Annotated in this window: 14 protein-coding genes; 3 read left to right on the top strand and 11 right to left on the bottom strand. The window is 58.5% G+C overall.

What is annotated here, in order from left to right; all coding sequences use genetic code 11:
- The first annotated feature begins 7 nt into the window (after window positions 1-7).
- Together ACR3E0_RS03590 and ACR3E0_RS03585 are read left to right on the top strand one after the other, a co-directional pair.
- Window positions 8-1,927, top strand: coding sequence for an OmpA family protein (locus ACR3E0_RS03590; protein WP_480476237.1), 1,920 nt, complete (start codon window positions 8-10; stop codon window positions 1,925-1,927).
- Between the two features lies 1 nt (window position 1,928).
- The gene (locus ACR3E0_RS03585) at window positions 1,929-2,249 is read left to right on the top strand and encodes a hypothetical protein (RefSeq protein WP_170674840.1); all 321 of its coding nucleotides are present in this window, start codon (window positions 1,929-1,931) and stop codon (window positions 2,247-2,249) included.
- Between the two features lie 5 nt (window positions 2,250-2,254).
- Here ACR3E0_RS03585 and ACR3E0_RS03580 read toward each other — a convergent pair whose 3' ends face one another.
- The 4 genes from ACR3E0_RS03580 to ACR3E0_RS03565 all read right to left on the bottom strand — a co-directional run bounded on the left by ACR3E0_RS03580 (window position 2,255) and on the right by ACR3E0_RS03565 (window position 3,877).
- Window positions 2,255-2,698 (bottom strand): molybdenum cofactor biosynthesis protein MoaE, encoded by a 444-nt coding sequence (locus ACR3E0_RS03580; protein WP_480476235.1) that lies wholly within the window; start codon window positions 2,696-2,698, stop codon window positions 2,255-2,257.
- A gap of 4 nt (window positions 2,699-2,702) precedes the next feature.
- Complete coding sequence (gene moaD, locus ACR3E0_RS03575) at window positions 2,703-2,948, bottom strand: molybdopterin converting factor subunit 1 (RefSeq protein WP_480476233.1); 246 nt, start codon at window positions 2,946-2,948, stop codon at window positions 2,703-2,705.
- A 3-nt stretch (window positions 2,949-2,951) separates the two neighbouring features.
- A complete protein-coding gene (pgsA, locus tag ACR3E0_RS03570; RefSeq protein ID WP_480476231.1) occupies window positions 2,952-3,620 on the bottom strand; it encodes a CDP-diacylglycerol--glycerol-3-phosphate 3-phosphatidyltransferase in 669 nt (222 codons plus the stop codon).
- Window positions 3,621-3,682: 62 nt separating this feature from the next.
- Complete coding sequence (locus ACR3E0_RS03565; protein WP_480481102.1) at window positions 3,683-3,877, bottom strand: hypothetical protein; 195 nt, start codon at window positions 3,875-3,877, stop codon at window positions 3,683-3,685.
- On the opposite strand from ACR3E0_RS03565, the gene ACR3E0_RS03560 reads away from it, so the two are divergent.
- Window positions 3,810-4,694 (top strand): DMT family transporter, encoded by an 885-nt coding sequence (locus ACR3E0_RS03560; RefSeq protein ID WP_480476229.1) that lies wholly within the window; start codon window positions 3,810-3,812, stop codon window positions 4,692-4,694. The two genes, ACR3E0_RS03565 and ACR3E0_RS03560, sit on opposite strands and share 68 nt — an antisense overlap.
- On the opposite strand, the gene uvrC is transcribed toward ACR3E0_RS03560, so the two are convergent.
- From uvrC to ACR3E0_RS03525, 7 genes are all read right to left on the bottom strand, one after another.
- The gene (gene uvrC, locus ACR3E0_RS03555) at window positions 4,691-6,565 is read right to left on the bottom strand and encodes an excinuclease ABC subunit UvrC (RefSeq protein ID WP_480476227.1); all 1,875 of its coding nucleotides are present in this window, start codon (window positions 6,563-6,565) and stop codon (window positions 4,691-4,693) included. The two genes, ACR3E0_RS03560 and uvrC, sit on opposite strands and share 4 nt — an antisense overlap.
- Window positions 6,566-6,854: 289 nt before the next feature.
- Window positions 6,855-7,634, bottom strand: coding sequence for an SDR family oxidoreductase (locus ACR3E0_RS03550; protein WP_480476225.1), 780 nt, complete (start codon window positions 7,632-7,634; stop codon window positions 6,855-6,857).
- 21 nt (window positions 7,635-7,655) lie between these two features.
- Entirely contained in the window at window positions 7,656-8,618 is a 963-nt protein-coding gene (locus ACR3E0_RS03545; RefSeq protein ID WP_480476223.1) for a calcium/sodium antiporter, read from the bottom strand.
- A gap of 168 nt (window positions 8,619-8,786) precedes the next feature.
- Window positions 8,787-9,584, bottom strand: coding sequence for a S49 family peptidase (locus ACR3E0_RS03540; protein ID WP_480476221.1), 798 nt, complete (start codon window positions 9,582-9,584; stop codon window positions 8,787-8,789).
- A 114-nt stretch (window positions 9,585-9,698) separates the two neighbouring features.
- Window positions 9,699-10,460 (bottom strand): ABC transporter permease, encoded by a 762-nt coding sequence (locus ACR3E0_RS03535; RefSeq protein ID WP_170427539.1) that lies wholly within the window; start codon window positions 10,458-10,460, stop codon window positions 9,699-9,701.
- On the bottom strand, window positions 10,457-11,386 hold the full coding sequence (locus ACR3E0_RS03530) for an ABC transporter ATP-binding protein (protein WP_480476219.1): 930 nt from the start codon (window positions 11,384-11,386) through the stop codon (window positions 10,457-10,459). Before ACR3E0_RS03530 ends, ACR3E0_RS03535 begins: the two co-directional genes overlap by 4 nt.
- Before the next feature lie 122 nt (window positions 11,387-11,508).
- Window positions 11,509-12,420, bottom strand: a complete 912-nt coding sequence (locus ACR3E0_RS03525) for a crotonase/enoyl-CoA hydratase family protein (RefSeq protein ID WP_480476217.1) — start codon at window positions 12,418-12,420, stop codon at window positions 11,509-11,511.
- Window positions 12,421-12,505: the final 85 nt, after the last annotated feature.

The raw sequence follows: 12,505 nt of genomic DNA, 5'->3' as shown, positions 1-12,505 counted from the left end.
CCCGCACATGCGTCTGCCGTATATTTTTGCCGTCTCTGTGATTTTCCTCGTATCTGCCGGACTGTCTTTGTTGGCGGCGAGCTATGCGGTCACCAAGATCGAAGAGACATCGGAATTTGCCGTACGCCGCGCACTGGACCTCAGCGGACATGATTGGGCCGAGGTTCAGTCAGACGGGTTGCGGGTTGTCCTGACCGGGACCGCCGCGGATGAGGCAACACGCTTTAACGCACTGACGGCGGCAGCAACGGAAGTCGATACATCCCGCGTGATTGACGAGATGCAGGTCCAGGCAACTTCGGATCTGGCCCCGCCGCGATTTTCGGCGGAAATCCTGCGGAATGACAGCGGCATCACAATCATCGGCCTGATCCCGGCCAGCCAGGACCGTGCGGAACTGATGGACCGTCTCGACGATCTCGAGGCCTCCGGGACAGTGTCTGACCTGATGGAAACAGCGGACTATCCCAAGCCCAAAGGTTGGGATGACGCCATCGACTATGCCATCGGGGCCTTATCCCGGTTGCCGCGCGCCAAGATCTCGGCCAGCCCCGGGCTGGTCAAAGTAACCGCCATCGCCGACAGTCAGCAGGAAAAAGAGCGGCTGGAACGGGATTTGACCCGAACCGCACCGCCGAGCCTGCGCATCGGGTTGGCCATTTCAGCACCGCGCCCGGTGATTACACCCTTTACCCTGAGATACCTGATTGGAGAAGATGGCGGGCAATTCGATGCCTGCTCTGCACAGGACGAAAACGCGCGCGATATCATTGTCGCGGCGGCGCAAAGCGCGGGCCTTACCGGACCCTATTCCTGCACCATCGGCCTGGGGGTTCCGTCCCCGCGCTGGTCCGAAGCGGCCAAGCTGAGCATCGGCGCCCTTGCCGAAATTGGGCAGGGGTCCGTAACGATGTCCGATGCCGACATCACGCTGATCGCGGCACAGGGCACCGCACCTGGCTTGTTTGACCGGGTTGTTGGCGAACTGGAGACATCCCTGCCCGATGTTTTCGCCTTGCACGCCGTTTTGCCCAAACCGGAAACAGAAACGCAGGCCGGCCCGGTCGAGTTCTCGGCGACGCGCAGCCCCGAAGGCTTGGTTCAACTCCGCGGGCGCCTGAGCGACGACACATTGCGCGACATGGTCGACAGCTATGCGCGCGCCGCTTTTGGTTCGGAACAGGTGTATACTGCAACGCGCGTTGCTCCGGACCTGCCGGTTGACTGGCCCGTGCGGGTTCTGGCCGGGCTTGAAGCCCTCGCCCAGTTGCACAACGGAGCGCTGACCGTGACACCGGAATCGGTTGATCTGACCGGACTGAGCCATGACACAGAAGCAAAAGCCCGTATCGCGGGTCAGCTGTCGGAAAAGCTGGGTGATGCGCAGGATTTCACCCTGTCGATCACCTACCAGCCGCCTCCGGAACCCGAGGATGCCCTGCCCGATCCCGAGATTTGCGAAGAGCAGATCGCCGAAGTGCAGTCAGCCGGCAAGATCGCGTTTGAACCCGGATCATCCACTATTGCAGCGGACTCGCGCGATACCGTCAACAGAATCGCCGACATCCTGCGCGAATGCGGCCCGATCCGCATGGAAATACAGGGTCATACGGACAGCCAGGGCCGTGAAGAAATGAACCAGCAGCTAAGCCAGGCCCGGGCACAGTCCATCCTGAACGAGTTGCGGGGGCGGCGAATTCCAACCTCCAGCTACACGGCCGTGGGTTACGGAGAAACACAGCCGATTGCGGATAACGAAAGCGAGGAAGGGCGAGAGGAAAACCGGCGGATCGAGTTCCGGCTGATCCGGCCCGAACCCGTTGAGAATTCCGAAACCGGGCTGGAGGCGCTGGAGGCCGAAACAAACGCACCCGAAGCCGAACAGAAGGACACTACCGCATCTGATGCGGACGCAGAGGACCAGTAACTTGAACAGAACCGAATTCATAATCGCCACCGCCATCATCCTGTTCGCGGCCTTCTGCATGGGGTGGTTCGCCAACTGGCTTGCCCATCGCCTGTCCCGGGTGCGTCAGAGCGATGTGGCCGATCTGGATCGGATGAGTCAGGAATTGCACGAGGCCGAAGAAACCCGCGATCAGGCGATTACCTATCTGCAACAACGCGAAGCTGAGCTGACCAATCAGCTGACCCAGACCGAAGCGGAGTTGTCTGCGGCAATGGACGGCTTGCGCGCGGCCCGTCAGGAAGCGGAAGAACTGCGCGGACGGATCAACAACGCGGATTGAACCGGCTACCAGCGGCCCAGCGCGTCCTCGTCCTCATCTTTCGCGGCGACCCATTCCGCCCCTGATCCGGTGATTTCTTTCTTCCAGAAGGGCGCCCGCGACTTGAGGTAATCCATTAGAAATTCAGCGGCCTCGAACGCGTCCTTGCGATGCGGAGCTGCAGTCGCGACCATCATGATCCGGTCCCCCGGCGCCAGTCGCCCATGCCGGTGGATGACCAGCACATCGCCCAGCGACCATCGTGCCTTGGCCTCCTTGGCGATCTTGGCAATCGCCTGTTCGGTCATCCCCGGATAGTGCTCTATCTCCATCACGTCCAGATCACTCTGCGCCAGGTCGCGCACGACGCCGGTGAAGGTCACGATGGCTCCGTTTGCGGTGTCGCTTGAAGCAAACGCATTGGCTTCGACCCCCAGATCAAACGGTTCTTCCTGAACGGAAACCCTCATCAGATTAGCCGCCGGTCATAGGCGGAAAGAACGCAACCTCGCGCACTCCGGCCAGCGGCGCATCAAAGTCGGACAGTTCCTGATCCAGTGCCACGCGCAGTGCCGAAGTATCCGAAAACGCGGCGGCGTAGCGCTCTTCCCGTGCGCTGAGTTCCGCAACCAGGTCCGATACGGTCGCCGCCTTCGTTTCGACCCGCTCTTTTGGCAGGCCGATACGCTCGCGCACCCAGGCAAAATACAGCACGTCCATGGCTCAACTCTCCTTCAGATGGGGCATAGCTTTACGTAGGTAGTCATAGCCGGTGATCAATGTCAGCGCAGCCGCAATCCACAGCAGCCACAACCCGATCTGACCAGACCAGAACATGCCCTCAAGCTTCCAGCCAAGGCCATGTGCGTCCTCGACCTGTCCCGCGAGCACTTGATCAATCAGTACGGCATCCATTCCCAATGTGGACATGACAAAGTAGTGCTCGAAAATCCCTTGCGAAAACAAAACCGCGATGGCAATCATCTGCGCCGTTGTCTTCCATTTGGCCAAATTCGTCACCTTCAGCGTTCCGGCCACATCACCGAGGTATTCGCGCAGGCCCGAGACAAATACTTCGCGAAACAGGATGACTGTAGCCGGCAGGACCAGCCACGGTGTCCAGCTTTCGGTCGAATACCCGACCAGGATCATAAGCGCGATCACAACCATGGCTTTGTCGGCAATGGGGTCCAGCATGGCACCGATCTTGGTTTCCTGCTTCCAGGCCCGCGCCAGATACCCGTCGAACCAGTCCGTGATCGCTGCGGACAGAAACAGGATCAGCGCGAACCAGTCTGCATAAGGCCGGGTGAAGTACAGAAACATCACAGCCAGCCCGGGCGCCGCCAACAGACGCAGGACAGTCAGGATATTCGGAAGGTTCCATTTCATGCGTCAGACACTACATTGCCGATTTCCGACATAAAAGACGGCACATCAAAAAACCATACCATTCACAGGCGCTTGGGCGATCCGGAGACAAACGGTCGCAAGATATCCTTCTCGCCATAATACGCCTTGGCTCCGGATGGGTTTGCCGTCAGATTGTCCGGCGGATCAGCCACAAGGTAGGCGAACTGGATGACGGCACATATTCGGACCGACCCCCGATCGAACCTGATCGGCAGCGCCTGGATGATTGCGGCCATGGCACTGTTCGCGCTGGAAGACGCATTGCTCAAGGGGGCCTCGGCCACGCTGCCAATCTGGCAGATACTGGTGTTGTTCGGTACAGGGGGATCGTTGGTCTTTGCGGCGGTGGCCCTGCTGCGCGGCGCCGACTTGTTTCATCCCGACGTCCTGTCGCGCCCGATGAAGGTACGGGTGCTGTTCGAGATCCTCGGGCGGCTGTTTTACGTCCTTGCAATCACATTGACCCCCCTGTCGGCAGCGACCGTGATCCTGCAGGCCACCCCTCTTGTTGTGGTCGCGGGGGCCGCGCTGTTCTTTGGTGAAGCCGTGGGCTGGCGACGGTGGAGCGCGATTCTGATCGGCCTGATCGGTGTTGTGATCATCATCCAACCAACCGGGGACAGTTTTTCGGTCCTGTCGATTCTGGCCGTGCTGGGCATGTTGGGCTTTGCCGGGCGCGATCTTGCCAGCCGCGCGGCGCCGGCAACCCTGAGCACCGAGGTGCTGGGATTCTATGGCTTCCTCTGCATTGTGGCCGCTGGACTGGCCTATCGGTTTTGGGAGGGGGTCCCGATGCAACCCCTGAGCCTGCATGCCGGACTTCACGTGACCGGCGCTGTTCTGATGGGCACGATGGCCTATGCCGCGCTGATGAAAGCGATGCGGACCGGAGAGGTTTCGGCCGTTACGCCGTTCCGCTACTCGCGCCTTTTGTTTGGCGTTGCGCTGGGCGTCGTGTTTTTTGGCGAACGGCTGGACCAAACCATGTGGATCGGATCCACCCTGATCGTGGCCTCGGGTCTGTATATCTTGTGGCGCGGACGACGGTCCTAGCCCTTGTCATGGAAGAAGTCATAAACCTTCTGGGCAAGTCCGGCTGAGATTCCTTCAACCGCTTTCAGATCGGCAAGATTGGCGCGGCTGACCGCCTTGGCGCTGCCGAAATGAGCCAGCAACGCGCGTTTGCGCGCCGCGCCGACGCCGGGGATTTCGTCCAGCGGCGTCGCGCCCACCGCCTTGGCGCGTTTGGCGCGATGGGTGCCGATGGCAAAGCGATGTGCCTCATCCCGCAATCGCTGGATAAAATAGAGCACCGGGTCGTTGCGTTTCAGGGCAAAGGGACGCTGGCCGATCCGATGGAATTCCTCCTTACCATGATCGCGGTCGACGCCTTTGGCCACACCGACCATAGGGATGTCTTCCACCCCGTGCTGCGCCATGATCTCATGCACGGCACTGACCTGCCCTGCGCCGCCATCAATCAGCAACAGATCGGGCCAAAGCCCCTTGTCTCGATCGGGATCTTCCTTTTGCAACCGGGTAAAGCGGCGGTTTAGAACCTCTTTCATCATACCGAAATCGTCGCCGGGGGTCAGATCGTCGCCGCGAATGTTGAATTTGCGGTAGGCGTTTTTCATGTACCCTTCGGGCCCGGCCACGATCATACCGCCAACGGCATTCGTTCCCTGAATGTGCGAGTTGTCATAAACCTCAATCCGGTTTGGCGGGCCGTCCAGATCGAACGCCTCGGACACACCCCGCAGCAGTTTGGCCTGCGTGGCGCTTTCTGACATACGGCGCGCAAGCGCCTCGCGCGCGTTTCGCAGGGCGCCCGCAACCAATTCCTGCTTTTCCCCGCGTTGCGGGACAAGGATTTCGACCTTGCGACCAGCCTTTTCGCTCAGCGCGTCCTGCATCAGGTCGGCGTTTTCAATGGCATCGGACAGGATCAGCTGACGCGGTGGTTCCTTGTTGTCGTAGAACTGACCGAGAAAGGCCTCCATCGCCTCGGCCGGTGAGACATCGGGCCCGACGCGGGGGTAGAAATCACGGTTGCCCCAGTTCTGATTGGCCCGGATGAAGAAGACCTGCACGCAGGCCTGACCGCTGTCCATGTAGAGACCGACCACATCTGCCTCGGTCACGCCGCGCGGGTTGATGCCTTGCGATGTCTGAACCTGCGTCAGCGCCCGGATCCGGTCACGCAATCCGGCGGCGCGTTCGAACTCCATCGCCTCGGACGCGGTCATCATCTGCTGGGCCAGATCCTCCTGCACCTTGGTTGACCGTCCCGACAGGAACCGCTCAGCATCCTTGACGCTTTCCCCATACTCCGCTTCGGAAATCAGCCCAACACAAGGCCCCGAGCACCGTTTGATCTGATAGAGCAAACAGGGCCGCGTACGGCTGTCGAACATCGAGTCCGAGCAGTTGCGCAGCAGAAATGCCTTTTGCAGTTGATTGAGCGTCCGGTTCACCGCGCCCGCGCTGGCAAAGGGACCAAAGTAGGCGCCTTTCTCTTTCTTCGCGCCGCGATGCTTTTTGATCTGCGGAAACGCATGGTCCTTGGCCACCAGAATATTTGGAAAGCTTTTGTCGTCCCTCAGCAGGACATTGTATTTCGGCTTGAGCTGCTTGATCAGGTTCTGCTCAAGCAGCAGTGCCTCGGTCTCGGTTCTGGTGGTCAGGAACATCATCGAAGCCGTTGCGGCGATCATCCGTTCTATCCGACCCGAATGGCCAGGACGCGCGTAGTTCGAGACGCGCGTCTTGAGGTTGCGGGCTTTGCCGACATACAGAACCCGGCTGTCGCCATCCAGCATGCGATAGACCCCGGGCGAACTGTCCAGCGTCTTTGCATACCGCTGAATACACGCGTATCCGGTCGGCTGAGTGCCCGTGTTCGTATCGTTCTGAGAGTTCATGGCCCTGAAATATGATTCTCTGCTCTTGGCTGCAATCTTGTGCCGTCCAGATCAAGAGAAAACAAATCCACGGTTTCTGTGGATAACAGTGCAGATAAGTTTTGCGGCACTGCGATTTTTCCTTGTTTCCCTGCCGTTTCCCTGAAATGCACAAAAAATAGGCGCTTTTTCAACCATTTGATTTTAAAGAGTATTTTTTAATTGCTTAGCAAGTGTATGAAAAAAAAGACATTTTTGTAACGCAAGTGTAACAGAATTGAGAGCAGTGCAAAACTTACACCAAATTTGTCTATTCAACGCCCAGAACGTCCGGTGTCTGCCAACCCAAATGCTGTCCGCCGTCCACGCACAGCAGCTGTCCGGTCACCGCATCGGCGTCCAGAAAATATCCCAGCGCGGCCGTGATATCCGACGGGTTCGCGCCGCGTTCCAGAACCGTGTTCGACCGCTGCGTCTTGAAGTGGTCTTCGCTCTGGCGATGGCCTTGCAAGGTCGGCCCCGGTCCAATCGCATTTACGCGGATTGACGGGGTCAGCGCCTGCGCGGCCGTGCGCGTCAGCGCCCACAATCCCATCTTGGCGATGGTGTAGGTCATGAATTCGGGTGTCAGCTTGCGCACCCGCATGTCGATCATGTTGACGATCAGCCCAGTTGCAACAGGTTCACCATCGGCATCGGTCTCGGGCTTCAGGCCCTGTTCGGCCATCGCCTGCGTCAGCACAAACGGCGCGCGCAGATTGCTGTCGATGTGACGGTCCCAACTTTGCCGGGTTGCCGTATGAATGGTGTCATACTCAAAGATCGAGGCATTGTTGACCAGACATGTGATTGGCCCGCCCAGGGCTTCAGCCGTGCGCGGCAGCAAGGAGGTCACTTGAGCCTCGTCCAGCAAATCGGCCCGCAGCGCCACCGACTGCCGGCCCAATGCCTGCACTTCGGCCACCGTGTCCCGAGCGGGCTGTTCCGACGTCGCGAAGTGCACTGCTACGTCATAACCTCTGCCAGCCAGGTATACAGCCATCGCCCGGCCCAGACGGATTCCGGCACCGGTTACCAGGGCTCGGGTCATGGATCACCTCATTTCGTAAGGTCACACCAGCAGTGATGTGATGTAAACCGCATATAGCATCGTCAGGACCAGCCCCCAGATTCGAGAGATATCCTGTTTGAAGAACACAAACGGGATCAACAGGAGCGATGCGCCCAGCATGACCCACAGGTCGAAGTATAGGAACTCCGGATCGACAGGGATGTTTCCGAACCAGGTGGCAATGCCCACGATGGCCAGCAGGTTGAACATGTTCGATCCGATGACATTGCCCAGCGCGACATCGGCCTGCCGACGCAATGCGGCCATCACAGTCGTCGCGAGTTCCGGCAGCGATGTACCAACCGCGATCAGGGTCAGGCCGATGACCGTTTCGCTCACCCCATAGGTCCGTGCGATAATGGTGGCGTTGTCCACCAGCAGATGCGCGCCCATCGGCAAACCGATCAAACCCAGGATCAGATAAATCGACAGCTTCCAATAGGGCATGTCCGGGTCTGCTTCTTCCAGACCCTCCAATGTGTCTTCGTCTGCCACGATTCCCCCGCAGGCATTACGATGGGCTTTTGCGTCGCGAAACGCGTTGAGCAGAACAAGCGCCAATGCGGCCAGCAGGACCGCCCCGCTGAGAAACGTGAATGTTCCCAAAAAGGCGAGCCCGATGAACAGCACCGTCGCCAGCAACATGAAGACGTAGTTCCTACGACTGTTGCATTCGCTGGTGTGCAACGTCGCCAGTAAGGCGGGCACCCCCAGGACCAACAGAATGTTGGCTGTGTTTGATCCGACAACATTACCCAGGGCAATCCCCGGAGCGTTTTCTTTCAGCGCACTGATTGCGATCAGCAACTCCGGCGCAGATGTCCCGAATGCCACAATGGTCAGGCTGACGATCAACGCCGGTACGCCCAGGCGCAGGCTCAGATTGACCGCGCCACGCACCAATGCATCGCCTGCCAGCAAAAGGATCACCAATCCCAGGCCGGAAAACAGCCACGCCGTCATGTCCGGCCTCCCTTTTCGCAGGCGCAAGGGCCTTTACCGATCCGAAACCGACCACAACGGGGGCATTTCGCTGAACTCAATCGCCGCTGTCCCGGAAAGCGCAGCTTTCCGAACATCGCCAGGACGCCCATGGCGATCAGAAACAGGGTGACGGCTTTGATGATCACGTCACAAACCAAACCGCGCGTAGGCCGCGCGCTCTTCCAGACCGGATATGGCGTCCTGTGTCAGAGTGGCCCCAAGCCTTGCCCAGATCGGTTTGCGCAACCCGTAGCGGCGGAATTTGACTTTGTCCCCAAACCGCTCCTGCATTTTTGGCTTCAGATGGGCGATGCCATCAATCAGGCCCAATTCCTGCGCACGCCGGGCGAGCCAGATCTCACCGGTGAACAAGTCGGCGCCTTGATCCAGCTTATCGCCGCGCCGGGTTTTGACATGCGCAATGAAATTCTCGTGGATATCGTGCAGCAGGCGTTCCAGCCGCGCCACATCCTCTTTCTTTTCCGGGGCAAACGGATCCAGCATGGATTTCGACTGACCTGCCGTATGCACGCGCCGTTCGAACCCCTGGCGCGACAGAAAAACGTGAGCGCCGAACCCCGCCGAGATTACGCCGATTGACCCCAGAACCGAACTGTCATCCGCCCAGATCTCGTCCGCAGCGGTAGCCAGCCAGTACCCACCCGAGGCTGCAACATCTTCGACAAACGCAATAACAGGAACCTCAAATTCCTCGGCAAGACGCCGAATCCGCGCGCCGATCAGCGAGCTTTGCACCGCTGACCCGCCAGGCGAATTGACCTCAAGCGCAACGGCGACAGGCTTGCCTTTCCGAAAGGCTTTTTCCAACACGGGCGCCAAAGTGGCATCGTTCAAAGACCCGCGCCCGGGCACTCCAATGGCACCATTCAGGCGGACAACGGCCACACAGGGCTGTTTTTTGACAAACGGCAGGCTGAGCTTCATGGGTGCCGATGTAGAGTGCACCCAACCTGTAAACAAGGGACGTTTGCGGCGTTAAACGCGACGTGAACAAATTTCCCGAAGGCAGCGGGCAAAAATGCAACGCCCTCGAACGGGTCAGTTTCGGATGCGCCAACCTGTTTTGAATATCCAACCAATGATGCCGAGACAGATGCCAGTGAACGCCAGAATCGCCAGCAGGCTAAACACAATCGGCACATCCGCCAGCCCATAAAAGGACCACCGGAACCCCGAAATCAGATAAACTACGGGGTTGAACAGCGTGATCGTCTGCCACAAAGGCGGCAACATCGAGATCGAGTAAAACGTCCCCCCGAGAAAGATCAAAGGCGTGACGATAAGCTGCGGCACCAGCGACATTTGCTCAAAATTGCTGGCCCAGATACCGATTATGAAGCCAAGCAACGAAAAACTGAGGCAGGACAGGATCAGAAAGGCGGCCATGGCAAATGGGTGCTCGATACGAATGTCTACGAAGAACGTCGCCGTGACGAGGATGACAATGCCGACAAACAAGGACTTTGTAGCCGCCGCGCCAACATAACCGATCACGATTTCAATGAAGTTCACCGGGGCGGACAGCAATTCATAGATCGTGCCCAGAAATTTGGGAAAATAAATTCCAAAGGACGCGTTCGAGATTGCAAGCATCACCACCGACAGCATGATCAGACCGGGTACGATGAACGCACCATATGATACCCCTTCTACCTCTTGGATACGACTGCCAATGGCGGTGCCGAATACCACGAAATAGAGTGATGTAGACAGAACCGGAGACAGGAAACTCTGTGCCAGAGTGCGAAAGAAACGCGCCATTTCAAACCGGTAGATGGCAACAACAGCGGACCAGTTCATGCGGCCTCTCCGGATACAAGATTGACGAAAATCTCCTCGAGACTGGATTGCCGGGTTTGTACATCACGCAAGACAAGACCGGCCTGTGCAACGTCATTCAGCAACGTTGTGATACCCGTCCGGTCCGCGTGTGTGTCATAGGTGTAGATCAGCGCATCCCCGTTGCCGTTCAGGGTCAGGTTGTGCGCTGCCAGACTGTTCGGGATGTCCTGGATGGGTTCAGTCAGCATAACCTCAATCTGCTTCTTGCCCATCTGCGCCATCAGTTTGTCCTTATCCTGCACCAGCAGCAGTTCACCCTTGTCGATCACGCCGACACGGTCCGCGATGGCCTCGGCTTCTTCGATGTAATGCGTGGTCAGAATGATGGTGACACCGGCCTGTTTCAGTTCCGACACGATCTCCCACATATCCTTGCGCAGCTCGACATCCACGCCTGCGGTAGGTTCGTCCAGAAACAGGACACGCGGTTCATGCGCCAGTGCCTTGGCGATCAACACCCTGCGTTTCATACCGCCGGACAGTTCCTTGATCGCGTTGCGGCGTTTATCCCAAAGGGATAGCTTGCGGAGGATCTCTTCGATCCGAGCATTGTTCCGGCTTAGCCCGAACAGGCCGCGCGACAGGCGCACCGTGTTCCAGACCTTCTCAAACGGCTCCAGCGCAATTTCCTGCGGCACCAGACCGATCATCTTGCGCGCAGCCCGAAATTCGGTCTGGATATCGTGGCCTCCGACCGTGACCGAACCGGAGGTGGGTGTCGTGATGCCGCAGACGGTTGAAATCAGCGTCGTCTTTCCTGCACCGTTAGGCCCCAGCAAAGCGAGTATCTCACCTTCTTCAATGTCCAGCGACACACCCTTGAGCGCCTCGAAACCGTCGGCATAGGATTTGCGCAGATCCTTGATGGACAAAATGGTCGTCATTCATGCTCCTCGTTCTGGCAGCGACCCTATCGCGCCCGACCGGGCCGGAACAGATCAATTCCGCACAATGTTCTGTGCACGTTTACGACGAAATCAATCGCAGTCTGGCAGCCGCCCGTGTCCTAACGGTTCCGCTTTGGTATTTCCCGATTTGCCGTCCAGTCCCATGTGCCTTGGTCCCGCTCGGCAACGGTCTGCTTCCAGCCGACCTCCTCGGTTCGGGTCTTGAAATTGATCCCTTCTGGCGAATGTCGGGTGATACCGTCAAAAACGGTAGCCAGCCGTTGAACCTGCATCATGCCTGTCTGTTCGATGGCCTGATTGATCACCATTTTCTGCATCGCCAACTGGTTGATCGGAACCGAGGCCATACGCGAGGCAAGCGCCTCAACGGCATCATCGAGATCATCGGCCGGAACCGCGTCGAGGATCAGCCCCAGATCAGCCGCTTCGCGACCGGTGATCTTGTCACCGGTGAACAGCATGCGCTTGGCCTTTTCCGCGCCCAGGCGATAGACCCACATGGCCGTGGTCGGACAGCCCCAGACCCGGGCCGGCATATACCCGATCTGTGCATCCTCAGCCATGAGCGTCAGGTCGGCACACAGCGCAATATCCGAGCCGCCCGCAACGGCAAAACCGTGGACCTTGCAGATCACCGGTTTCATCGCCCTCCAAAGCGACATGAAATGCTGGGTGTTGCGCCACATAAAGCTGTAATCCTTGATCGGATCCCAAGGCATGCTCTGCGTGACTTCCCCGGCGCCATTGCCTTCGGCGTAATACGTCAGATCGTAACCCGCACAAAACCCTGCGCCACTGCCCGACAGGATCATGACATTCACATCGGCGTCAGCATCTGCCCGTGCCACCGCATCCGCGAGTTGAACAGGCAACTCGTCATTGATTGCGTTCATGACCTCGGGGCGGTTCAGCGTAATCCGCGCTATGCGCCCGTCTTTCTCATACAGGACCACCGACATTTCTTCCTCCTCTTGCCGAACCAAACAAATCAGCTGACTAAGGAGTCGCATAGTCTTTTCCGCCCGAGACGTCACGTCGCTGCAGGACAGCCTTGCGTTCCAACGGCGGGAACGGAACCTTTGCCCCAAGGGGAGG

This window comes from Ruegeria sp. AJ12, assembly GCF_056536245.1.
Note: the sequence above shows the minus strand (reverse complement) of the source record. Positions and strands in the feature narration are given on the sequence as shown.

Bases quoted from the DNA above. Each gene is read 5' to 3' on its own strand.
- ACR3E0_RS03560 (WP_480476229.1), top strand. From the start codon at position 3,810: ATGACGGCACATATTCGGACCGACCCCCGATCGAACCTGATCGGCAGC.
- ACR3E0_RS03535 (WP_170427539.1), bottom strand. From the start codon at position 10,460: ATGAACTGGTCCGCTGTTGTTGCCATCTACCGGTTTGAAATGGCGCGT.
- moaD (WP_480476233.1), bottom strand. From the start codon at position 2,948: ATGGACGTGCTGTATTTTGCCTGGGTGCGCGAGCGTATCGGCCTGCCA.
- pgsA (WP_480476231.1), bottom strand. From the start codon at position 3,620: ATGAAATGGAACCTTCCGAATATCCTGACTGTCCTGCGTCTGTTGGCG.
- uvrC (WP_480476227.1), bottom strand. From the start codon at position 6,565: ATGAACTCTCAGAACGATACGAACACGGGCACTCAGCCGACCGGATAC.
- ACR3E0_RS03525 (WP_480476217.1), bottom strand. From the start codon at position 12,420: ATGCGACTCCTTAGTCAGCTGATTTGTTTGGTTCGGCAAGAGGAGGAA.
- ACR3E0_RS03550 (WP_480476225.1), bottom strand. From the start codon at position 7,634: ATGACCCGAGCCCTGGTAACCGGTGCCGGAATCCGTCTGGGCCGGGCG.
- ACR3E0_RS03565 (WP_480481102.1), bottom strand. From the start codon at position 3,877: ATGGCCGCAATCATCCAGGCGCTGCCGATCAGGTTCGATCGGGGGTCG.
- ACR3E0_RS03545 (WP_480476223.1), bottom strand. From the start codon at position 8,618: ATGACGGCGTGGCTGTTTTCCGGCCTGGGATTGGTGATCCTTTTGCTG.
- ACR3E0_RS03580 (WP_480476235.1), bottom strand. From the start codon at position 2,698: ATGAGGGTTTCCGTTCAGGAAGAACCGTTTGATCTGGGGGTCGAAGCC.
- ACR3E0_RS03540 (WP_480476221.1), bottom strand. From the start codon at position 9,584: ATGAAGCTCAGCCTGCCGTTTGTCAAAAAACAGCCCTGTGTGGCCGTT.
- ACR3E0_RS03530 (WP_480476219.1), bottom strand. From the start codon at position 11,386: ATGACGACCATTTTGTCCATCAAGGATCTGCGCAAATCCTATGCCGAC.
- ACR3E0_RS03590 (WP_480476237.1), top strand. From the start codon at position 8: ATGCGTCTGCCGTATATTTTTGCCGTCTCTGTGATTTTCCTCGTATCT.